At 39.5% G+C, this 20,787-nt stretch carries 24 protein-coding genes; 10 read left to right on the top strand and 14 right to left on the bottom strand.

Going from position 1 to position 20,787, the window contains the following annotated elements; genetic code table 11:
• The first annotated feature begins 477 nt into the window (after positions 1-477).
• Entirely contained in the window at positions 478-1,422 is a 945-nt protein-coding gene (gene ctlX / locus B4B65_RS00610) for a citrulline utilization hydrolase CtlX (protein WP_293912421.1), read from the top strand.
• Here ctlX and bshC read toward each other — a convergent pair.
• From bshC to rpmB, 6 genes are all read right to left on the bottom strand, one after another.
• Positions 1,419-3,008 (bottom strand): bacillithiol biosynthesis cysteine-adding enzyme BshC, encoded by a 1,590-nt coding sequence (gene bshC / locus B4B65_RS00605; protein WP_293912419.1) that lies wholly within the window; start codon positions 3,006-3,008, stop codon positions 1,419-1,421. The two genes, ctlX and bshC, sit on opposite strands and share 4 nt — an antisense overlap.
• A gap of 102 nt (positions 3,009-3,110) precedes the next feature.
• On the bottom strand, positions 3,111-4,445 hold the full coding sequence (gene rimO, locus B4B65_RS00600; protein WP_293912417.1) for a 30S ribosomal protein S12 methylthiotransferase RimO: 1,335 nt from the start codon (positions 4,443-4,445) through the stop codon (positions 3,111-3,113).
• Position 4,446: 1 nt separating this feature from the next.
• On the bottom strand, positions 4,447-5,421 hold the full coding sequence (gene ftsY / locus B4B65_RS00595; protein WP_002998405.1) for a signal recognition particle-docking protein FtsY: 975 nt from the start codon (positions 5,419-5,421) through the stop codon (positions 4,447-4,449).
• 197 nt (positions 5,422-5,618) lie between these two features.
• Positions 5,619-5,780: a DUF4295 domain-containing protein gene (locus tag B4B65_RS00590; RefSeq protein WP_002998407.1), complete on the bottom strand. Its 162-nt coding sequence runs from the start codon at positions 5,778-5,780 to the stop codon at positions 5,619-5,621.
• A 50-nt stretch (positions 5,781-5,830) separates the two neighbouring features.
• The gene (gene rpmG, locus B4B65_RS00585; RefSeq protein ID WP_002998409.1) at positions 5,831-6,013 is read right to left on the bottom strand and encodes a 50S ribosomal protein L33; all 183 of its coding nucleotides are present in this window, start codon (positions 6,011-6,013) and stop codon (positions 5,831-5,833) included.
• A gap of 76 nt (positions 6,014-6,089) precedes the next feature.
• Positions 6,090-6,323: a 50S ribosomal protein L28 gene (rpmB, locus tag B4B65_RS00580; protein WP_002998411.1), complete on the bottom strand. Its 234-nt coding sequence runs from the start codon at positions 6,321-6,323 to the stop codon at positions 6,090-6,092.
• A 207-nt stretch (positions 6,324-6,530) separates the two neighbouring features.
• Here rpmB and B4B65_RS00575 point away from each other — a divergent pair, with 207 nt between their 5' ends.
• Both B4B65_RS00575 and recO read left to right on the top strand, forming a co-directional pair.
• On the top strand, positions 6,531-6,758 hold the full coding sequence (locus B4B65_RS00575) for a signal peptidase (protein ID WP_201681062.1): 228 nt from the start codon (positions 6,531-6,533) through the stop codon (positions 6,756-6,758).
• A 57-nt stretch (positions 6,759-6,815) separates the two neighbouring features.
• Positions 6,816-7,538 carry a DNA repair protein RecO gene (recO, locus tag B4B65_RS00570; protein ID WP_293912405.1) on the top strand — a complete coding sequence of 241 codons (723 nt, stop codon included), beginning with the start codon at positions 6,816-6,818 and terminating at the stop codon, positions 7,536-7,538.
• Positions 7,539-7,604: 66 nt separating this feature from the next.
• Here the strand turns inward: recO and B4B65_RS00565 are convergent, their stop codons facing one another.
• A complete protein-coding gene (locus B4B65_RS00565) occupies positions 7,605-7,796 on the bottom strand; it encodes a cold-shock protein (protein ID WP_002998417.1) in 192 nt (63 codons plus the stop codon).
• A 152-nt stretch (positions 7,797-7,948) separates the two neighbouring features.
• Between B4B65_RS00565 and B4B65_RS00560 the strand changes: the two genes are divergently transcribed.
• From B4B65_RS00560 to gcvT, 6 genes are all read left to right on the top strand, one after another.
• A complete protein-coding gene (locus B4B65_RS00560; RefSeq protein ID WP_236582342.1) occupies positions 7,949-8,671 on the top strand; it encodes an SIMPL domain-containing protein in 723 nt (240 codons plus the stop codon).
• Positions 8,672-8,674: 3 nt separating this feature from the next.
• Positions 8,675-9,160, top strand: coding sequence for a DUF4112 domain-containing protein (locus B4B65_RS00555; protein ID WP_293912400.1), 486 nt, complete (start codon positions 8,675-8,677; stop codon positions 9,158-9,160).
• A 69-nt stretch (positions 9,161-9,229) separates the two neighbouring features.
• On the top strand, positions 9,230-9,601 hold the full coding sequence (locus B4B65_RS00550) for a DUF4359 domain-containing protein (RefSeq protein WP_293912398.1): 372 nt from the start codon (positions 9,230-9,232) through the stop codon (positions 9,599-9,601).
• A gap of 9 nt (positions 9,602-9,610) precedes the next feature.
• Positions 9,611-10,303, top strand: a complete 693-nt coding sequence (locus B4B65_RS00545; protein ID WP_293912395.1) for a pseudouridine synthase — start codon at positions 9,611-9,613, stop codon at positions 10,301-10,303.
• Between the two features lie 2 nt (positions 10,304-10,305).
• The gene (locus tag B4B65_RS00540) at positions 10,306-11,139 is read left to right on the top strand and encodes a DUF6929 family protein (protein ID WP_293912393.1); all 834 of its coding nucleotides are present in this window, start codon (positions 10,306-10,308) and stop codon (positions 11,137-11,139) included.
• 80 nt (positions 11,140-11,219) lie between these two features.
• A complete protein-coding gene (gene gcvT, locus B4B65_RS00535) occupies positions 11,220-12,302 on the top strand; it encodes a glycine cleavage system aminomethyltransferase GcvT (RefSeq protein WP_201681056.1) in 1,083 nt (360 codons plus the stop codon).
• Between the two features lie 19 nt (positions 12,303-12,321).
• Here gcvT and B4B65_RS00530 read toward each other — a convergent pair whose 3' ends face one another.
• A complete protein-coding gene (locus B4B65_RS00530; protein WP_201681055.1) occupies positions 12,322-12,564 on the bottom strand; it encodes a DUF6358 family protein in 243 nt (80 codons plus the stop codon).
• A gap of 315 nt (positions 12,565-12,879) precedes the next feature.
• Positions 12,880-13,194 carry a rhodanese-like domain-containing protein gene (locus tag B4B65_RS00525; RefSeq protein WP_293912390.1) on the bottom strand — a complete coding sequence of 105 codons (315 nt, stop codon included), beginning with the start codon at positions 13,192-13,194 and terminating at the stop codon, positions 12,880-12,882.
• A gap of 194 nt (positions 13,195-13,388) precedes the next feature.
• Here B4B65_RS00525 and B4B65_RS00520 point away from each other — a divergent pair, with 194 nt between their 5' ends.
• Positions 13,389-14,699: a M20/M25/M40 family metallo-hydrolase gene (locus tag B4B65_RS00520; RefSeq protein WP_293912388.1), complete on the top strand. Its 1,311-nt coding sequence runs from the start codon at positions 13,389-13,391 to the stop codon at positions 14,697-14,699.
• Here B4B65_RS00520 and B4B65_RS00515 read toward each other — a convergent pair.
• The 5 genes from B4B65_RS00515 to secA are packed head-to-tail and all read right to left on the bottom strand — an operon-like array spanning position 14,688 to position 20,745.
• Positions 14,688-15,185, bottom strand: a complete 498-nt coding sequence (locus B4B65_RS00515) for a GNAT family N-acetyltransferase (protein ID WP_293912386.1) — start codon at positions 15,183-15,185, stop codon at positions 14,688-14,690. The genes B4B65_RS00520 and B4B65_RS00515 overlap by 12 nt on opposite strands.
• Positions 15,182-15,754, bottom strand: coding sequence for a thiamine diphosphokinase (locus tag B4B65_RS00510; protein ID WP_293912383.1), 573 nt, complete (start codon positions 15,752-15,754; stop codon positions 15,182-15,184). The genes B4B65_RS00515 and B4B65_RS00510 overlap by 4 nt, the downstream gene beginning before the upstream one ends.
• Position 15,755: 1 nt before the next feature.
• A complete protein-coding gene (locus tag B4B65_RS00505) occupies positions 15,756-16,946 on the bottom strand; it encodes a M20 metallopeptidase family protein (protein WP_293912381.1) in 1,191 nt (396 codons plus the stop codon).
• 11 nt (positions 16,947-16,957) lie between these two features.
• Positions 16,958-17,440 carry an SPOR domain-containing protein gene (locus B4B65_RS00500; protein ID WP_293912378.1) on the bottom strand — a complete coding sequence of 161 codons (483 nt, stop codon included), beginning with the start codon at positions 17,438-17,440 and terminating at the stop codon, positions 16,958-16,960.
• Between the two features lie 5 nt (positions 17,441-17,445).
• A complete protein-coding gene (gene secA, locus B4B65_RS00495; protein ID WP_201681048.1) occupies positions 17,446-20,745 on the bottom strand; it encodes a preprotein translocase subunit SecA in 3,300 nt (1,099 codons plus the stop codon).
• Positions 20,746-20,787 lie beyond the last annotated feature (42 nt).

Here is a 20,787-nt window from a genome sequence, read left to right as displayed (position 1 = left end):
GTACCGGCCCCCGGTTTATGGGGCTTTATTTCTTCACAAAACAGACGAATTTTGGATGTGCAAAGATACATATTTTCAAAGCCTAAAAAAAGTGATTTTTGCCTTGTGACACACGAAGTATACTTACCCTGTAAAACAACCGTTTGCGCTATCATTTTAATAAAATATATTGCCCGGCTAATCGCATTTGTAACACATTATTCTGACTTCCCCGTGAGCTTTTTTATAAATAAGAGAATCAGAGCAATCCTATTTTTCCATTATGATAATTTCCGGCTCAAAAAACCTGTGCATATTAGTATATTTATAATCCAGACACAGTCCAATAGTCTCAGAACCAAATTGTATAAACCCTAATAATCGGCTAATAGACAATGGTTTCACGTGGAAGAAATTCCTTATGCAGAAACCGGAAAACAAGAAGGCCGGTTCAGGTGTTCTATTTTATTACTACAGGAGGATGCAAACCTATATACCATGAGACAAACAACAGATACGCTATTGATGATCCGGCCGGCATCTTTTAGAAAGAATGAGCAGACCGCAATCAATAATTATTTTCAACAGACCATTCCCGGTTGGTCTGCTGAGCATATCAATACCTCCGCTCAGCAAGAGTTCGACAACTTTGTCTCCTTATTAAAACAACATGATATCAGACTTATCGTTGTACAGGATGACGGCCAATACGATACACCTGACAGTATCTTTCCGAATAACTGGATATCTTTTCATGAAAACGGGGAAGTAGTGCTCTATCCTATGTTTGCTGAAAACAGAAGAAATGAGCGTAAGATTGATATTTTCGCTCCTCTAAAAGAAGCCGGATACGCTGTAACTGATCGCCGGGACTTCACTTCTTCAGAAAATCAGCATCTATTTTTAGAAGGAACAGGAAGTCTTATTCTGGATCGGGTAAACCAAAAAGTATACTGCTCGCTCTCCCCAAGAGCTGATAGCGATCTTGTACACCGCTTTTGCCTGACCATGGATTATACCCCCGTTATGTTCGAATCCTTTCAATCGGTGGGCGATCTTCGTAAAGCGATATATCATACGAATGTGATGATGGCAGTCGGAGACCATTTTGCGGTGCTCTGTGCAGATGCAATAGACAATAAATTGCAACGTCAGCTGGTGATTGACAACCTTCACAAGGATAATAAAGAGATTGTATTTATTACAGAGGAGCAGGCGGGCAGATTTGCCGGAAACATTTTACAGGTACATTCCGTCTCCGGAGCTTCGTTTGTCGTGATGAGCAACCAGGCGTATGACTGTCTGCTCCCCATACAGATTGATATGCTCTCGCAATATGGCACACTCCTTAAAAGCCCTCTGAACGTAATCGAGACCTGTGGCGGAGGAAGTGCGAGATGCATGATGGCGGAAGTATTTCTGCCACAACAGACGACGTCTTAATACAGTATACTAAATTTGAAATCCAGAGGATTAAAATGCTTGTAAAGTTCACTGAAGAGCTCATCTCCATATTTGACATAAAGCAATGCAAAGTTTTCTGTCCGCTCCTGTAAACCACCTCCCGGAAACAGTTTTTCCTTTACTCTTTCAATCTGCGTCAATGCTTCATTATGATTTCGCTTATCTGCTTTCAGAAGCTTTTTCTCAAGATTCTTAATTGCCTTTTTTAGTCTGGCCTTGACGGCATCTGTACTAGGCCCGAGGCTTGGGTCAATTTTATGTGTACGTAGCTTTATTTTACCGAAAATCGCATTTAGCTCCATCCATTCATCATTAAGATTCAGGCGATGAGTAGTATGTCTGCGGACATAATCATTCTTAAGTGTGTTTGCCGGTTTAAATATACTTTTGAAGGTGAGATCCAGACGAAAGATTTTACCGGCAATAGTATCATCCGTGATCATGGCAGAATTACGGGGTATCAAAATCGGAAAATCAACAGCATACTGATCAAAATTTGCTTTTAACTGAAGCCAGTATACCATTTCAGCTCCCCCACCGATGTAGGCCAGATTAGGGAGTATTATTTCCTCATACATAGGCCGCATGATCACATTAGGGCTGAAGCGCTCCGGATAGTTATCAATCTCCTTTTCTAATTCTTCCCTGCTGAAATAGACATCCTGATGCAAAACTTCATAACGGCCGTCATCCAGCTTAACAATTCGCTCTCTGTACGTATCTGTTAAATAGAAAAAGTTGATCTCCCGGGCATGCACCTGAGTAGAAAAACCTTTCTCTTCCAGTTCTTCAGACGTTTTCTGAATAGCTTTATAGCTTTTTTCCTGAAGAATATCTTCTTTGATAACCGGAGCAAATACCTTTTTCAATTCTCTGCCATCGGCATCCAGAATAACTAAACCATACTCTTTAAAAAGACTATGTACAAAAGTTCTGGTTGCATCTGCCAGATTATTATGTTCAATGTACGCCTTATCGACTTTATCATTTAGTTTACAGGAATTGTCTGAAAGCCCCAATATTGCCTTATACTGTTTGACCGCCTCTTCGATACTTTCGGTTGCCATACGTCCGGTGGCAGATACAGCCGGAGTATCCCAACTTATTTTTTTTCCAAATACACGTGTATGATTTATCTCCTCAAAATCGTGATCTTCTGTAGCCATCCAGTATACAGGCACAAAGTTTTTATCCGGATGCGCCTTTTTCAGATCGTCTGCTAACCGGATAGCCGTAATAATCTTAAAAATAAAATAAAGAGGTCCTGTGAAAATATTAAGCTGATGCCCGGTGGTTACGGTGTAGGTATTTTCGTCCAGTAAGGCAGTAATATTGGCTTCCACGGCAGGAGCATCAGCAAGCAGGCCTGCATATTGAGTCCGCAGTTGATCGACCAGCAAAGGTCTGTGTGTGAAAGTCTTTTTGTGTTCAATTTGCTTTGCAAAACCATCCAGATCAGGTCGGTTTCCATAAAATGGCTGCAGCTCCGGATGATTATCCAGATAAGCGATTAAGGTCTTGGAAAAACTGTTGGTATCACGGTAATCTATATAAGTTGCTTTCATTCCTGCTTATTAAATTTTGGGTGCATTAGAAAAAAATACACTTGCCCCATAGGGAACCTAACAAAAATAAAAATTTAGCGGGAATGAAAGGCCCTTCTTATATTATTTGACAATAGTACCATAAAGATCGAAGTCTTCAGCACGGTCAATTTTTACCTGAACAAAATCTCCTATGCGCGCATAGGCATCTTTTGCAGAGATCAACACTTCATTATCAACCTCCGGAGAGTCATATTCTGTACGTCCGATAAAATAATCGCCATCCACTTTATCAACCAGCACTTTATAGGTCTTACCGATTTTCTCCTGATTAATATCGTATGAAATTCCTTGCTGAACCTCCATAATCTGTTCTACACGGGATTCCTTTACTTCTTCCGGCACATCATCAGTCAACGAATAAGCATGCGTTTTCTCTTCATGTGAATACGTAAAACAGCCCAGACGGTCAAAACGGGAATCTTCCACCCATTCCAACATCTCCTGAAAGTCCTGTTCTGTCTCACCCGGATATCCGCAGATCAATGTTGTACGAAGAGCAATATCAGGCACTTTATCCCGGATCTGATTGACCAGATCAATTTGCTTTTGTTTTGTTGTCCCTCTTCGCATAGATTTCAGCATATTATCTGAAATATGCTGAAGAGGCATATCTAAATAATTACAGATATTCGATCGCTCCGCCATCGCATCCAGTATATCCATCGGAAATCCGGAAGGATAAGCATATTGAAGACGAATCCATTCTATACCGTCTACGTCCGAAAGATTACGTAAAAGGTCCGAAAGATTGCGTTTGCCATAGATATCAAGACCGTAGTAAGTCAGGTCCTGCGCAATAAGAATTAATTCCTTTGTACCGTTAGAGGCCAGAAATTTAGCTTCATTTACCAGATCTTCCATAGATTTGGAAACATGCTTTCCGCGCATCAATGGAATCGCACAGAAAGAACATGGCCTGTTACATCCTTCCGCAATTTTAAAGTATGAAAAGTGCGAAGGTGTAGACAGCATACGTTCACCCAGTAATTCATGGCGGTAATCTGCCCCAATACTGGATAATAACTCGGGTAAATCATTTGTACCGAAGTATGCATCCACACTTGAAATTTCAGATTGCAACTCCGGTTTATAACGTTCGGACAGACAACCCGTTACGATCACCTTATTGATTTTACCCTGCTCTTTGAGCTCGCTGTATTGAAGAATGGTATCAATAGACTCCTGTTTGGCATTATCTATAAAACCACAGGTATTGATAACCACAATATCATTATTTTGAATATTAGAGGCCTCATGTACCACCTCCATTTGATTCCCTTTTAACTGCCCCATCAGCACTTCACTGTCATGAATGTTTTTGGAACATCCTAACGTAATCACATTAACACGGGGTTTCTGCTTAATTTCAGCAGGTCTTACAGATTTTGTTTTCATATTACCTTGCAGATTCTTTGAATAAAGAATCAACAAATTCTTTTTTATTGAACAATTGTAAATCGTCTATCTTCTCTCCTACTCCAATGTACTTAACCGGGATCTTAAACTGATCTGAAATACCAATTACTACACCGCCTTTTGCGGTTCCGTCCAATTTTGTCAACGCCAGCGCATTGACATCTGTGGCCTGGGTAAATTGCGTACACTGCTCGATTGCATTTTGCCCGGTAGAAGCATCCAGCACTAACAATATCTCATGTGGTGCTCCCGGAATAACTTTTTGCATGACATTCTTGATCTTCCCCAACTCGTTCATCAAGCCCACTTTATTATGAAGACGACCTGCAGTATCAATAATAGCGACATCATCACCATTGGAAACAGCAGACTTGATCGTATCAAAAGCAACAGAAGCGGGATCGGATCCCATAGCCTGTGCCACAACACGTACACCAACACGTTCTCCCCATAATTTTAGCTGATCAACCGCAGCCGCTCTAAACGTATCGGCAGCACCTAAAACAACTTTATTTCCGGCAGCTTTCAGCTGATGGGCAAGTTTACCTATTGTCGTTGTCTTTCCAACGCCATTGACACCTACCACCATAATCACATAAGGCTTATGGTTTCCGTATTCAAAGTTTTCAAAGTCAGAGCTGTTATTCTCTGCAAGCAAAGCCTGTATTTCGTCTTTCAGCAGATTATTAAGCTCAGAAGTATTGATGTATTTGTCTTTTGCTACACGCGCCTGAATACGATCAATGATTTTCAGGGTAGTTGTTACGCCGACATCCGAAGTAACCAGTATCTCTTCCAGTTCATCAAGAACGTCATCATCCACAGTAGATTTACCGACTACTGCTTTTGTAATTTTAGACAAAAACCCTTCTTTAGTTTTTTCTAAGCCCTTATCTAGCGCTTCCTGTGCTTCTGGCGTTTCTTGCTTCTTTTTGAAAAAATCGAATAATCCCATAGATGTCCTGAGCGAAACCGTGTAATGTAAAATGATTCTGTCGCAGATAGGTATATTCCCTTTGCAGAACAGATATACGCATCAAATATACGCAAATTTAGATGTAACGAAAAAAGCCCTTTCGGTAATATACCAAAACGGCTTTTGAGAATTTTTTAAAGAAAAACTTTAAAAAAGGAATATCTTACTGTTTCGTCTTATTTAGTAGCTGCAGCTAAAGCATCTTTCACTTTATCATTGTGAATCATGCTTGATTTGAAAGTATAAGCTCCAGTTTTTGCAGAACGAGTAGTAATAATAACCTTTGTAAATTCTTTACCGCCACCTTTTTGTAACGATGCAACTGCTTTCTTTGCCATGGTTTTATATTTTTTAACTCAATATCCCTGAAGGGATCTTGTGATAATGATTATTTAATTTCTTTGTGAACAGTAACTTTTCTCAACACCGGATTGAATTTTTTCAATTCAAGACGTTCAGTTGTGTTCTTTTTGTTTTTTGTGGTGATATAGCGAGACATTCCCGGAAGACCACTTTCTTTGTGCTCAGTACACTCTAAGATTACTTGTACTCTATTTCCTTTTTTAGCCATTGTTTTACTTTATTTTATATCCGCCTTGACGGGGATTGAATTTCAGAATATTTAATGCAACAGGCGACTGACCTAATTAGATAGATCCTTTTTTAATAAACGTATTAATAGCAGCAGTGATGCCGTTTTTATTAATCGTCTTAATCGCCGAAGTTGAAACTTTTAACGTAATCCAACGATTTTCTTCTGGAATGAAGAAACGTTTCGTTTGTAAGTTTGGATAAAATTTACGTTTGGTTTTTGCGTTCGAATTCGATACGCGGTAACCATTTAATGCCGTCTTGCCTGTTAAATCACAAATTCTTGACATGATATCTGATTTTTATTGTTGTCTGTATATTACTAATATGTCTTTTCGCAAAGAGTTTGCAAATATCTATATTTCTTTTTGCAAATACAAGACCTGAGCGGGAAATATTTAAAATATTTATGACACAGGATAGGTTGGAGCGCAAAAATAACTTTTTATTTTAATCTAACTTTGTATCTTTAATCAAATAGTTTTCAACAATTCACAATGAACAAATATTTACGAAGAGGGCTTATACTATCTGTATCCGGCATACTGATCATCTATGGGGGATACTGGATGATGCACCAAGAGATTGATCTCTACAAGATTATCATGATTCTCGGGGTCCTTGTTTTCAGTTGGGGATTTGTAACAATTATTTACAGCCTGATCCGTAAGATAGAAAGAAAGAGCATTATCGAATCCAGACAGGAAGAGCAACACAAAGATTAGAGAGGCAGATATTACAACTGTCAAATTCGTATTTTTGCCTGCCTCAATCGGAAAACCATGCTTCACAAAACAAAAGGTATAGCCCTCAAACTGACAAACTACTCTGAAAGTAGTGTGGTCGTGCAGGTTTATACAGAAAGTTTCGGCCTGCAATCCTATCTGGTCAACGGAGCAAAAAAACCGAAAGCAAAGATAAAGGCTAATCTCTTTCAGCCTCTTCATCTGCTGGAACTGATCGTTTATCACAAGGATAATAACAATCTGCAACGCATCTCTGAAGCACATCAGACTCCTCCTTTACTGGATCTGCCTTACCATATTGTAAAGAGCTCTATCGCCATTTTTCTTAATGAGGTACTGTACAAGTCATTAAAGCAACAACAGCATGACGGATTTCTGTTTAATTTTATTTTTCAGTCTATACGTTATCTCGATGAAACAGATCACAGTCTGGCCAACTTTCACCTTACTTTTCTTATAAAACTCAGCATGTTTTTGGGGTTCCTCCCGAATGTGGGAACAAAAGTTCTACCCTTTTTTGATCTGAGAGAAGGAAATTTCAGCAGCTCTCTACCCGCTCACAGCGATGTATTACAGCCTCCGCATACTGAAATATTTCATCAGCTTATCGGATCGACCTATGCCTCTGCTGCAGCCCTTAAAATCAATAAAGAAGAGCGTGCCCTACTGCTCTCTAAGATTCTGGACTTTTATAATATACATGTTGCGAATTTTGGGGAAATAAATTCTGTATATATACTTGAAGAAATATTCCGATAAAAAAAAGAGCCGTTTTCGATATCGAAAACGGCTCTTTTCACAATAAATATATCTTGAATCTATTAATTAGATAACTTTTACATTTACCGCGTTAAGACCTTTACGGCCTTGTTCTACTTCGTAAGAAACATTGTCGTTTTCACGAATTTTGTCAATTAATCCAGTAACGTGAACAAAGATTTCTCCTTCACCAGAATTAGGGATGATGAAACCGAAACCTTTGGCTTCATTAAAGAATTTTACTACTCCTTCTTGCATTTTGTATAATATTTAATTCCCTAAAGATATTTATAATTATTTAAAATCGGCAAAAAACATTAAACTAAATTCTCTTTTTTACGTCTATATTTCACTTATTGTATGAAAAATGGTCAAGTTTTTGACAGGTTTTCACACATAAAACAACAGATATGAAGAAAATAATATTAGGTATTTTAATTCTAGGAATTATGGGAACCACGTACGCACAACAACAAGTTACAGACAATCTACGCAAGGTATCAACAAAAGGAAAAGCTGAAAAAGAAGTCACACCGGACATTATTTATCTTTCTGTATCTTTAAAAGAGTACTACCTGGACGGAAATACCAAAAAGAAAGTAACTATTGAAACACTGGAGAAACAATTGTTTGATGCTGCTATAGCTAATGGAATCAAAAAAGAAGATTTCACCATTCAGAATATTTGGAGCTACAACAATAACGACGCTAAGAAAAAGAAAAACTCAGAATTACTGCAGTCACGTCAGTATCGTCTGAAAGTAACGGACCTTTCCAAACTGAACAGTCTGTTTGATGATGTAGATGCTAAAGGGCTTCAAAATACCTCTATCAATGAATATGACTATTCCGGAAAGAAAGAACTGGAGAAACAATTAAAAACAGAAGCTGTTAATGATGCGAAAAGCAATGCTACAATCTTAGCTGCAGCTGCCGGCGATAAAGTTGGTAAAGTATTAATCATCAATGACAATACGAGCTTCAATTTTGCTAATTATGCGCCGAGTGTACGCACTATGTCATTCAAATCTGCGGATGTAATGGGCGGAGCACCGGAACAGGAAAGTCTGGACATAGATATCAAACCTATCAAAATATATATGGAGATAGATGCGATATTTGAATTATTATAATCCGTGCCAAAAATTCTATTGCCCGAAGAAAAAGAACTCCGCTTAAAGCAGGATTTTGCCTGGGTAGAAAGAGTATCCTGGATACTGGACAACAAATTTAAGATTGGCGGGGTCCGGTTCGGACTGGATCCTCTTCTTAATCTGATCCCGTTTGCAGGCAATCTGGTTACCTTTTCGACATCACTCATGCTGGTCATGGTGATGTGGAGGAACGGGGTTAGTTCTAAAGCGGTGGTCAAAATGTTGATCAATATTATGATTGATGCAATATTGGGTGCCATTCCGTTTTTAGGAAATATCTTTGACTTTTTTAAGAAATCCAATCAGCGCAATGTGGAAATCTTGAGGGAACATTATTATGAAGGAAAGCACCAGGGATCTGGAGTCTGGTTAGTGGCAGCACTATTGGGTATACTCCTGTTGATTTGCGGGATTATGATTTTCATTCTTTGGCAACTTACCGGCTGGATCTATCACCTTATCTTTTAAAAAAAGATCTTTCTTGAAGAATAGCGTTAAGCGAAAGTTTAACGCTATTTTTGTTTATATAGCGATAGCATGAAAAATAAAAGCAGATATATAGCACTTGTGCTGATCATTCTCATGATCACCGCATTCTTAACAAATCCTCCGCGTGAAAAACATGAAGAGATTATACGGGACAAAGCAAAGCAAATCTTAAAAGAGCAGCTAAGTTACAAGCATCAGGATGCATTTGATTTTGGGATGCAGTTATTTGGAGACCAGATGATCAATCAGTTTATGAAGGGAAGCGTACAGATAGACAATTATTATTTATTCTCGACAACAAAGGTTCGCTGGGAAAATAAACAAACCGTGATCGGTATTGGTGCCTTCGGAAAAGTATGGTTAAGTAGTAAGATAGACGAAAAAATAACGGATATCATCAAAGTTCTTAAAAAAATATAACAAAAGGTAATGCTGGATATTCTATATCAGGATCAGGAGATTATCGCTATAAATAAACCGCATGGTTTGCTGGTGCATCGTTCGCCTATAGCCCGGGACGCTTCTGAATTTGCGCTGCAACTCCTTCGTGATCAGCTGCAGCAACGCGTATATCCTGCTCACAGACTGGACCGCAAAACAGGAGGCATATTGTTATTCTCTCTTACGAAGGAGATGGACAAGTCATTGCAACTCCTGTTTCAGGACCGAAAAATACATAAGTCTTATCTGGCAATAGTAAGAGGATATACAGAAGATAACGGTCAGATAGACTACCCGTTGAGAAAAGAGAACGGAGAAGAGCAAGAGGCTTTTACGGATTATAAGACATTGTCACGGACTGAAATTGATCTTCCTACAGGTAACTTCCCGACTTCCAGATATTCTCTTGTAGAAGCCAATCCGGAGACGGGACGCATGCATCAATTGCGAAAACATTTTGCTCACATTTTTCATCCTATACTGGGCGACCGCCCTCATGGTTGTAATAAGCAAAACAAATTGTGGAAGGAACGTTTCGAAATGGACACCATGATGCTTCATGCATCACTGCTATCTTTTGAACATCCATCAACAGGAAGTACGGTATACATAAAAGCACCTTTACAGCCGGAGTTTGAAAGGGTATTATCTATTTTAAAATTAGAGTCACCAAATCTTTAGTTATGAATACATTTATCTTAGAGGTTTTCTGTAAAATAATCGGCATCAGCGCAGCTTCCGGATTAGTATACAATCAGTCCCATCTGTATCTGATAGCTGATAACAGCCATTACATATATGACTATCTTCCCGAAAAAAATCAACTTCAGAAGTTTCCCCTGACTTCTTCCGAAATACTGGGAGAAAATATTATTAAAAAAGAAAAAGCAGACATTGAGGCAATCAGTCTGTATAACAATACGTTATTTCTATATGGCTCCGGTTCGACAGTGAAACGGAACAGGGGCTTTGAGGTCTTCCCGGATAAATCTTTCAATGTAAATCCGGTGGATCTGACAGCCCTTTATGCAAGATTGCAGAAGGCAGCAAATATTGCGGAAGCTGATTTCAATATTGAAGGTGCTATTGTGGAAAAGGACCGCATTCTCATATTCAACAGAGGAAACGGACCTCAGAAGCGCAATGTTGTTTTCCAGATCAACCGAAAGCAGCCGGAAAAGGAAATTCTGTGGAAGGATATTGCTCTGCCAGCCATCAAGACGATCAGCACTGGTTTTACAGATGCCATCATACACCAGGGTCAGATCTATTTTATTGCTGCAGCAGAAGACTCCAATTCCAATTATCATGACGGAGAGATCGGAGGGTCGCTCATCGGAGTAATGGATGCAGGCACATTTGAAATAAAGAATACTCTCGAGATTTCTACAACACATAAGATCGAGGGCATTACTTTTTATGGAGAAGATCAGAAGTCTGTTCAATTTCTGCTTTGTGAGGATCGTGATAATGACGAAAACGAGTCTATAATATATAAACTCACCTTGTCCAGGTAAACGATTGCACAAAAAGCGTAAACCCTCATTTTTTGTGGGTTTAATTTATAAATTTGTACAAAATTAAACTTAAGTTGTTTATGTCTAAAAATACAGCTCTTACGGAGCATCACATTGCGTTGGGCGCAAAAATGGTCCCTTTCGCGGGATTCAATATGCCGGTTCAATATTCTGGGATTAATGACGAACATGAAACGGTACGCAACGGTGTTGGCGTGTTTGATGTAAGTCATATGGGTGAATTTATTTTAAAGGGAGACAATGTGCTGGATTTACTTCAGAAAGTATCTTCAAACGATGTATCCAAATTATATGACGGAAAAGTACAATACGGATATCTTCCGAATGAAAATGGAGGTATCGTAGATGACTTCCTGACTTACCGTATTGATGAAAAGACTTATTTCCTTGTTGTCAATGCCTCCAATATAGAAAAAGATTGGAACTGGATCAGCAAATACAATACATATGGTGTAGAGATGAAAGACATCTCTGATCAGACTTCATTATTTGCAGTTCAGGGTCCTAAGGCTGCCGAAGCTTTACAGTCCCTTACTGATATAGAGCTTGCTCCAATGGAATATTACACTTTTGCTAAAGGTACTTTTGCAGGTGTAGACAATGTATTGGTGTCAGCGACAGGATATACCGGCGCCGGTGGTTTTGAAATTTATGTTGCTAATGAGGATGCACAGAAAGTATGGGATGCCATATTTGAAGCAGGAGCAGCTTATGGCATTAAACCAATAGGTTTAGGTGCAAGAGACACACTTCGTCTGGAAATGGGCTTTTGTCTGTATGGTAATGATATCGATGATAACACTTCACCATTAGCTGCAGGATTGGGCTGGGTAACGAAATTCACAAAGGATTTTGTAAATTCTGCTAATCTGAAAGCCGAAAAAGAAGCCGGAGTAAAACAAAAATTAGTAGGTTTTGAAATGATTGACCGCGGTATTCCCCGTCACGACTATGAAATAGTAGATGCAGACGGAAATGTTATCGGTCGTGTTACTTCCGGAACGCAGTCACCATCACTGAAAAAGTCTGTCGGATTAGGCTATGTTGATCAGGCTTTTGCTAAAGAAGGTACAGAAATCTTTATCCACATCCGCAATCAGAAGATCAAAGCTAAAGTGGCAAAACCGCCATTTGTAAAATAAAAAAGAAACGGGCTTAAAATTAAGCCCGTTTCTTTTTCTTCTTTGTTGTTGTCGTGGTCTTCAACGGAACCTGCTGAGGTGTTCTTGTCTTTCTTCGAACCTGTTTCAGCAACACAATTTTCAGGTAGATCAGTACGACTCCCAGCGCAATAGACAATCCGAAAATCAATGCATTCCCACTCTTGTAGGCTGTATACCCGATCATGATAAGCAGCATCATTCCCACATTCAGGCCTACATTATAAATAATCTCTTTTTTCATTTATTAAACCTATTTTTCGGAACGGAATGGATTACCCTATTCCGTAAAAACCAAAAATATACAGCTCCCGCAAGGATATTTCCCATTACAATGAAAATTGCTAATCCAAATCGTTCTACATTAGAAATTCTCCCTGAAAGAAAGATCTCTCTAAGAACGAGAAATACCCAGATCAGGGAAATCAATAAGGAAACACTTATAATGAGTGTTGCAAACTGTATATTGATAAAACAGGCCAGCAGGCCTATTACATAAAAAGCAAGACTAAACAAAAAAGCTTGTTTGGTCTGATGCTCCAGATTTTTCATGTGCAGACTAATAAACGTCCAGCTCAGGATCGATTTCTTCTTTCCAGGCCAGAATACCTCCCTTAAGGTTTGCCAGATTATCAAAACCTTGCTGCTCAAGAAGCATTACGGCTTGTGCACTGCGTTTGCCGCTACGACACTGGATAATAACAGGCTTGTCCTTCGCAATTTTTTCAGCTTCAATAACAATACCCGCCAAAGGAATATTAAGTCCGCCAAGATTAGATACTTCATACTCAAAGGGTTCGCGGACATCTATTAGTTGAAAATCCTCATTATTATCGATTTTTTGCTTTAATTCAGCAACGGATATTTCTTTCATGATTTCTTAAAATATTTTAATCAAATATAAGGATTTGCATTAAGGAAAAAGTAATAATGAATCCCTCTTTAATTAAAAATAATCCAAACCATTTCATCTCTCCTTCTTCCGGACGATTCGTATTTGTGCCACTGACAATACAATTTCTTTTTATTAAAAATCCGTATCTTGCCCATGTAAATACCTTTTTAATTATGAACAGAATTAATGCCTTATTTTGTGGTTTGTTCGTATGTGCCAGTCTGAACAGTGCCGCACAGAAATCCACAAGTCCTGTCGTAGATAACGCTTATATTACCACCATCCTGAATACACTGGCTTCGGACGAGATGCGGGGACGTTCGGCCCTGACAAAAGACATCGAGAAAGCAGCAGATTATATCGCCGGTGAATTTAAAAGTATAGGTCTTGAACCTTATGCGGAAAAAAACTACCGTCAGACTTTTCAGGTACAAAAAATTAGTCCGTCCATTCCAAAAGTTTCTATTGATCAGACTACTATCTCCCCAGAAAATGTACTGATCCTGAGTCGTGTAAAAGACTTGTATCTGGATGCAAAAAGTGGCGCAAAAGTGCTAAAGATAGAGGCTGGAAGTGATTTTTCAGAAGAATTTAGAAAAATTGTCCAAAGTGGAATTCAAAATGCTATCGTTCAGGTAGATCCCTCTTTTAAGGATCTGTTCAAACGTTTTCAAAAGATATATGGAAAAGAAAGTCTGGTTGCAGAGGGCAATGCGGTCTTCACGAATAGTTTTGTCTTTATTCTGGGACATCAAATCTCAGATAACTATCAGATAGAATTAAAGAACAATTATGAGACTATACCAATGTTCAATGTGGCGGGTATAATTCCGGGAAAATCCAAAGCAAACGAGTTTGTTATCTTTTCAGGCCACTATGACCATATTGGCATTCTGGCTCCCGAAGGACAGGATTCTATTGCCAATGGTGCTGACGATGATGCCTCTGGTGTAACAGCGATGATTGCTTTAGCAAAGCATTTTAAAAAGGTAAATAAGAATGAAAGAACTCTCATTTTCGTGGCCTTCACCGGAGAAGAGCTTGGTATGTACGGTTCCACTTATTTTTCCAAACACATTAATCCGGATCAGGTCACAGCCATGATCAATATGGAAATGATTGGGAAAGATTCCAAATTTGGCCCCAATACAATGTACATTACGGGTTATAATCAATCCAATCTCGGAGAATTGATGCAGCAAAATCTGAAAGGCTCTAAATTTAAATTTTATCCGGATCCCTATCCGCAGCAGAATCTCTTCTACAGAAGTGATAATGCTGTCTTGGCGGCACAAGGTGTACCTGCTCACTCTTTTTCAACCAGTCAGATGGATCAGGATACATACTACCATACTGTAAAAGATGAAGTAAGCACACTGAATATCGAAAATATTAAAGCCAGTATAGAGGCAATTGCGATTGGTATTACTGGTATCGTCAACGGTAAACAGACACCATCAAGAGTAGAGAAATTACGGGAGTAAACGCTGCATGACATAATCATCCAGCACATAGCCAAAATAAGGGATATCTACTTCTTCGGAGACGTGGAATCCCTCTTTTTTATAAAAATGGTAAGCCGGATTATTCCGGTTTACATTAAGTTCCAACACTTTACAGCCAAACCGCAAACCCTCCTCTTCAGCAAATGAAATAAGTCTCTTTCCGAAACCCTTTTTTTGCGCAACAGCAAGTAAATAAAGTTTTTCTATGCGTAAGACAGCGGTATCCTGAGGTTTCAGTCTGACAGATAAAAAACCTTGTTCCTCTTTATCATCATACAGGATATAAAACAAATGTCCGTCTTTCATTAATTGCCTGATAGCAGATGCTGTGTAACTCTTCTCCAGCATAAATTCAATCTGATCGGCTGATAAAATTTCAGGGTATGTAGTATAATAACTTGCCCGGCCAATTTGAGCAATAGTTTCCGCTTCCTGCTCCGTTGCTTTATGAATGGTAATACTCATCGTTCTTCTTCTATAAACAGATATGTAGGTTGCTCAAATTCTATCTTAAAAAATCCTTCCAGCGAAGTCTTATAGCGATTATCTCCTATTGCTGTTAATCCGGATGTATGAATTTGATCCGAACCGATAACACGTAATACCTCTCCCTGTGGTTTCCACTTTTCATAGGGAGACTTTACCAGAACGGTTCTTTTCGTGGTGGATATAATCACCATATCCAGCTTGTCTGCATAGTAAAGCAATAACTCAAACGGGATATGATCAGTAATTACATTGACGGCGCGATGTCCGTTTTCGACAAGATACTGCAGTGCGCTGCTTATATAGGATTGTTCTACTGGAAATATTCGGGTGTGTTCCTGTATATCTATATCATACACGGAATCATGAAGAAAAAGTATATCTACCTTAATACCCAGACTTTCGAGCGCATCATAACTTGCGTCACTGCTGATAAGGGTAGGGCTCCATTCCAGTAACTGGCCCAGGGACTCTTCATCGATAGCGTCGAGCACATCAATCAATAAAGCCGGTTCTTGATTTTCACGAACGATGTGGTGAGAAGACATATTAATTTCCTAATTTACGAAGTGCGATATAAGCCATCAGACCCATACCTGTTCGTAATGATTGCTCATCAATATCAAATGTCGGTGTATGTACCGCCGAGGTAATGCCTCGGGATGCATTTGCTGTTCCCAATCTATAGAAACAGGCGTCTGCTTCCTGAGAATAATATGAAAAATCTTCGGCTGCAGGCCACAGATCCAGATCAACAACGTTTTCTTTGCCCAGATAATCTTCTGCCAGCAATCTGGCCTGACGTGTCGTTAATTCATCATTAATTAAGAAAGGATAACCTTTACGCACTTCAAAATCACAGACAGCATCCATGCTTTCGGCTATGCCTACGGCCATCTTAACCATTTTTTCATGTGCTTCTGCACGCCATTTTTCATCGAAGGTTCTGAACGTTCCTTCCAGATATACTTCATTAGGAACTATATTTGTTGCACCATTTGCCTGTACCTTACCCCAGGATAATACTGTAGGTGTCCGCGGATCTGCCATACGGCTTACAATCTGCTGTAAAGCGGTAATGATATGTGCAGTTATGACAATAGGATCTATATTCTGGTGAGGATGTGCTCCATGCCCGCCCCTGCCCTTGACAGTCATAAACAGCTCATCACAGGAAGCCATATACTTGCCTTCCCTGAAACCGACTTTTCCGGTCTCTATAAAAGGCATTACATGTTGGCCGATGATAGATTTAGGCTCTGGATTATGTAATACTCCTTCTTTGATCATCAGTGATGCTCCGCCGGGAAGACGTTCTTCTCCAGGTTGAAAGATCAGTTTGACTGTACCTGAAAAAGTAGATTTGAGACGATGAAGGATTCTGGCAACGCCCAGCAGTGAGGATGTATGAGCGTCATGACCGCAGGCATGCATTATCCCCTGATTAGAGGAACCGTATGACCTGCCTTCTACCTCCTGAATCGGCAAGGCATCGATATCCGCCCGAAGAGCAATTACCTCTTCTCCGGGAAGATCTCCTTTTACTAATGCCACTACTCCTGTATTGGCCATTGTTGTAAACGGAATATCAAGCTGTCTTAACTGATCCTGTATGAAAGCAGAGGTATTGTATTCTTCAAAGGAAAGCTCAGGATGTTGATGCAGATGTCTTCTGATAGCTATAATATCATTTAAAAACTCTTCTGCCAGTTGTTGTACCTGTTCCTTTGAAATTGTCATGATTAGCAACTTTAACGATAGACATACACGTCTTCTGTAAAGACGAATACATTATCAAACTGAGACCTTAAAATACGCATCAGATTGTTTGCTTCTGAGCGACTTGTAAAGTCTCCCACTTTTACACGGTAGTTCGGCTCATCATAATTGACATAAGCCTCATACTCTTTATATAGGTTTTTGAATCTTCCCTGTTCAGCATATGCCTCATTACGGCTTGCTCCGGAAAAAATCTGTACTCTGAATCCCCGAACTTTGACACGCTTCATTTTGGACTTATCCACTACGGAGGTTTTTCCTATAGAAACGGTCTTTTTTTCAAGAGAGGGATTAATACCTTCTTCCGATCTGTAGGCTTGCAGAACCGAGATCAGGGAGTCCTTAAACACCTCAACCCGTCCTGATTGCTGAGCTTTTGCAAACACGGCAAATCCAAACATCAAAAAAAATAGTATTAATCCCTTTTTATACATAGTGAATACTTTATTCTTCAAAAAGATTAACTGTTTTTGCCGTGGCAATTTTTGTATTTTTTACCTGACCCGCAAGGACAATCATCGTTTCTGCCTACAGTCGCTTCTTTTCGGATAGGCTGTGTAACGACATTTTCTCTTGTGTCCTGTACATCTTCGTCACTCACTCCGGTCGGAGAAGTCAGTTCTGCTTTTGAAGCAACCACTCTTGCCGGCTGTGCCGGTATAGGACGGGCTTCAGCCACTTCCTGTGTCTGACCCGGGATTTCTCCTTTAAATAAGAAGCTGACAATTTCTTTATTCATCGAAGCTAACATCGATTTAAATAAAGAGTAAGCTTCCATTTTATAGATAATGATCGGATCTTTCTGTTCGTATACCGCATTCTGAACAGACTGTTTCAAGTCGTCCATCTCACGAAGATGTTCTTTCCAGGCTTCGTCTATCAATGCAAGTACTATCCCTTTTTCGAATGATTTGAAAACTTCTCTTCCGTTTGTTTCGATTGCCTTTTTCAGATTAGTTGCAACCTGAATACCACGAATACCATCCGTAAAAGGAACAACTACATTTTCGATAACATTACCACGCTCAGCAAACACATTCGCCAGTACCGGCAATGTCTGTGTTCCGATCTGAACAGCTTTATTGTGATAATGATTGATCACCTGATCAAACAAACGATCTGTTAATGTAGTAATATTACTTTGTGCAAATTCTTCTGCTGTAACTTCCGGATCCAAAGCAAACAGTCTGATCACTTCCAGTTGGAACTCTTCAAATGATCCTCCTTCTTTTGCTTCTGCTACGATATCCTCAACAACATCAAAAATAGTGTTATTCAAATCTACATCCAGACGCTCTCCGAATAATGCATTTTTACGTTTAGTATAAATAACTGTACGCTGTGAGTTCATCACATCATCGTATTCCAGTAAACGTTTACGGATACCGAAGTTATTTTCCTCTACTTTGCGTTGAGCACGTTCGATAGATTTCGTCAGCATGCTGTGTTGCATCTCTTCGCCTTCTTCCACACCCATTTTTACCATGATGTTAGAAATACGCTCAGAAGCAAACAGACGCATCAGGTTGTCTTCCAGAGAAACGAAGAACTGAGAAGAACCCGGATCTCCCTGACGACCTGCACGACCTCTCAGCTGACGGTCTACACGACGTGATTCGTGACGCTCTGTACCGATGATAGCCAGACCACCTGCCTTGATGACATCCTCACTTAGCTTAATATCCGTACCACGACCAGCCATATTTGTAGCAATAGTCACTGTTCCGGCTTTACCAGCTTCAGCAACGATATCTGCCTCTTTCTGGTGTAATTTAGCATTCAGTACATTGTGTTTGATACCTCTCATCTTCAACATACGGCTCAGCAATTCGGAAATCTCGACCGAAGTAGTACCTACCAGTACCGGGCGACCTTCTTCTGTCAGTCTTTGGATCTCCATTGCTACTGCATTGTATTTCTCACGAGCAGTACGATAGATCAGGTCATTTCTGTCATCACGCTGAATTGCTCTGTTTGTCGGGATTTCTACAACATCTAATTTGTAGATTTCCCAAAGCTCTCCTGCTTCTGTAGATGCTGTACCCGTCATACCAGACAATTTGTGGTACATACGGAAGTAGTTCTGTAAGGTAATCGTAGCGTATGTCTGTGTAGCATCCTCTACTTTAACATTTTCTTTTGCTTCGATCGCCTGATGAAGACCGTCAGAATAACGACGTCCTTCCATAATACGACCTGTCTGCTCATCTACGATTTTCACTTTTCCGTCATCAACGATATACTGATCATCAATTTCGAATAATGTGTATGCTTTTAATAACTGGTTGATCGAATGAATACGCTCAGATTTAACAGCGTAGTCACGCAACAATTCTTCTTTTTTATGAACTTTCTCTTCTGTAGTAAGCGTTGATTTTTCAATTTCAGCAATCTCCGTACCTACATCCGGAAGAATAAAGAAGCTTGGATCTTCTCCTGATGCTGTGATCAGTTCGATACCTTTATCTGTCAGCTCTACCTGATTATTTTTTTCATCAATGACGAAGAATAATTCCTTATCTACCTTAGGCATCTGACGGTTTTGCTCCGCCATGTAGTAGTTCTCTACCTTTTGAAGGATTTGTCTGTTACCACCTTCACTCAGGAATTTGATTAAAGCTTTATTTTTAGGAAGACCTCTGTAAGCACGTAATAAGGACATTCCTCCACCTTCTACATCCGAATCTCCGGCATTGATTGCTTTTTTAGCATCATTCAGGACAGTGTTGATATAGTTTTTCTGTGCATTTACCAATCGCTCGATACGTGGTTTCAATTGGTAGAACTCATGTTCATCCCCACGCGGAATAGGTCCGGAGATAATCAATGGTGTTCTGGCATCATCAATTAATACAGAGTCAACCTCATCGATCATGGCATAGTGCAACTTGCCCTGTACCAGTGCATCGGGAGTCTGCGTCATATTGTCACGCAGGTAGTCAAAACCAAATTCGTTATTTGTACCGTAAACAATGTCAGAAGCGTATGCTTTACGACGTTGAGGTGAATTCGGCTGGTGCTTGTCTATACAGTCTACACTCAATCCGTGGAACTCGAATAACGGGCCATTCCACTCGGAGTCACGACGAGCAAGATAATCATTGACCGTAACGATGTGAACACCTTGTCCTGAAAGGGCATTCAGATAAGTAGGTAATGTTCCTACCAATGTTTTACCCTCCCCTGTAGACATCTCGGATATTTTACCCTGATGTAATACAATACCACCGATCAACTGTACATCATAGTGAACCATATTCCATTTCACTTCTGTACCCGCAGCAATCCAGGTATTTTTCCAGAAAGCTTTATCCCCTTCAATAATGACATTCGGTTTGCGGGATGCTATTTCTTTGTCAAACTCAGAAGCCGTAACCTCCAGCTGATCATTTTCGGAAAGACGTCTTGCTGTTTCTTTTACTACTGCAAATGCTTCGGGTAAAATCTCCATCAACACTTCTTCCAGTTTTTTATCGCGATCCTTTTTCAGCTTATCTATTTTATCATAGATTTCTGTTTTATGCATCATATCGACATCATCCGCATCTGCCTCTGTTTTCAGGGCATTTATTTCCTCATCGATATCTGCTAAGTATTCTTTAATTCGGTTTTTGAAGTCTGTTGTCTTAGAGCGCAGCTCATCATTGGTTATACTGGATAACTTTTCGTATTCAGCTTTAATTTTGGTAACAATGGGTTGGATAACTTTGATATCCCTTTCGGATTTACTACCAAATAATTTACTTAAAAATTTTAACATAATTTTTTATCTATCTCAATTTATAGCATTTCTCAATAATGA

This window comes from Sphingobacterium sp. UBA5789, assembly GCF_002418355.1.
Classification (GTDB): domain Bacteria; phylum Bacteroidota; class Bacteroidia; order Sphingobacteriales; family Sphingobacteriaceae; genus Sphingobacterium.
This window is presented reverse-complemented; position numbering and strand designations above follow the sequence as displayed.

Coding starts and splice junctions, on each gene's coding strand:
- ctlX (WP_293912421.1), top strand. CDS start 478: ATGAGACAAACAACAGATACGCTATTGATGATCCGGCCGGCATCTTTT.
- bshC (WP_293912419.1), bottom strand. CDS start 3,008: ATGAAAGCAACTTATATAGATTACCGTGATACCAACAGTTTTTCCAAG.
- rimO (WP_293912417.1), bottom strand. CDS start 4,445: ATGAAAACAAAATCTGTAAGACCTGCTGAAATTAAGCAGAAACCCCGT.
- ftsY (WP_002998405.1), bottom strand. CDS start 5,421: ATGGGATTATTCGATTTTTTCAAAAAGAAGCAAGAAACGCCAGAAGCA.
- B4B65_RS00590 (WP_002998407.1), bottom strand. CDS start 5,780: ATGGCAAAGAAAGCAGTTGCATCGTTACAAAAAGGTGGCGGTAAAGAA.
- rpmG (WP_002998409.1), bottom strand. CDS start 6,013: ATGGCTAAAAAAGGAAATAGAGTACAAGTAATCTTAGAGTGTACTGAG.
- rpmB (WP_002998411.1), bottom strand. CDS start 6,323: ATGTCAAGAATTTGTGATTTAACAGGCAAGACGGCATTAAATGGTTAC.
- B4B65_RS00575 (WP_201681062.1), top strand. CDS start 6,531: ATGAACAAATATTTACGAAGAGGGCTTATACTATCTGTATCCGGCATA.
- recO (WP_293912405.1), top strand. CDS start 6,816: ATGCTTCACAAAACAAAAGGTATAGCCCTCAAACTGACAAACTACTCT.
- B4B65_RS00565 (WP_002998417.1), bottom strand. CDS start 7,796: ATGCAAGAAGGAGTAGTAAAATTCTTTAATGAAGCCAAAGGTTTCGGT.
- B4B65_RS00560 (WP_236582342.1), top strand. CDS start 7,949: ATGAAGAAAATAATATTAGGTATTTTAATTCTAGGAATTATGGGAACC.
- B4B65_RS00550 (WP_293912398.1), top strand. CDS start 9,230: ATGAAAAATAAAAGCAGATATATAGCACTTGTGCTGATCATTCTCATG.
- B4B65_RS00545 (WP_293912395.1), top strand. CDS start 9,611: ATGCTGGATATTCTATATCAGGATCAGGAGATTATCGCTATAAATAAA.
- B4B65_RS00540 (WP_293912393.1), top strand. CDS start 10,306: ATGAATACATTTATCTTAGAGGTTTTCTGTAAAATAATCGGCATCAGC.
- gcvT (WP_201681056.1), top strand. CDS start 11,220: ATGTCTAAAAATACAGCTCTTACGGAGCATCACATTGCGTTGGGCGCA.
- B4B65_RS00530 (WP_201681055.1), bottom strand. CDS start 12,564: ATGAAAAAAGAGATTATTTATAATGTAGGCCTGAATGTGGGAATGATG.
- B4B65_RS00525 (WP_293912390.1), bottom strand. CDS start 13,194: ATGAAAGAAATATCCGTTGCTGAATTAAAGCAAAAAATCGATAATAAT.
- B4B65_RS00520 (WP_293912388.1), top strand. CDS start 13,389: ATGAACAGAATTAATGCCTTATTTTGTGGTTTGTTCGTATGTGCCAGT.
- B4B65_RS00515 (WP_293912386.1), bottom strand. CDS start 15,185: ATGAGTATTACCATTCATAAAGCAACGGAGCAGGAAGCGGAAACTATT.
- B4B65_RS00510 (WP_293912383.1), bottom strand. CDS start 15,754: ATGTCTTCTCACCACATCGTTCGTGAAAATCAAGAACCGGCTTTATTG.
- B4B65_RS00505 (WP_293912381.1), bottom strand. CDS start 16,946: ATGACAATTTCAAAGGAACAGGTACAACAACTGGCAGAAGAGTTTTTA.
- secA (WP_201681048.1), bottom strand. CDS start 20,745: ATGTTAAAATTTTTAAGTAAATTATTTGGTAGTAAATCCGAAAGGGAT.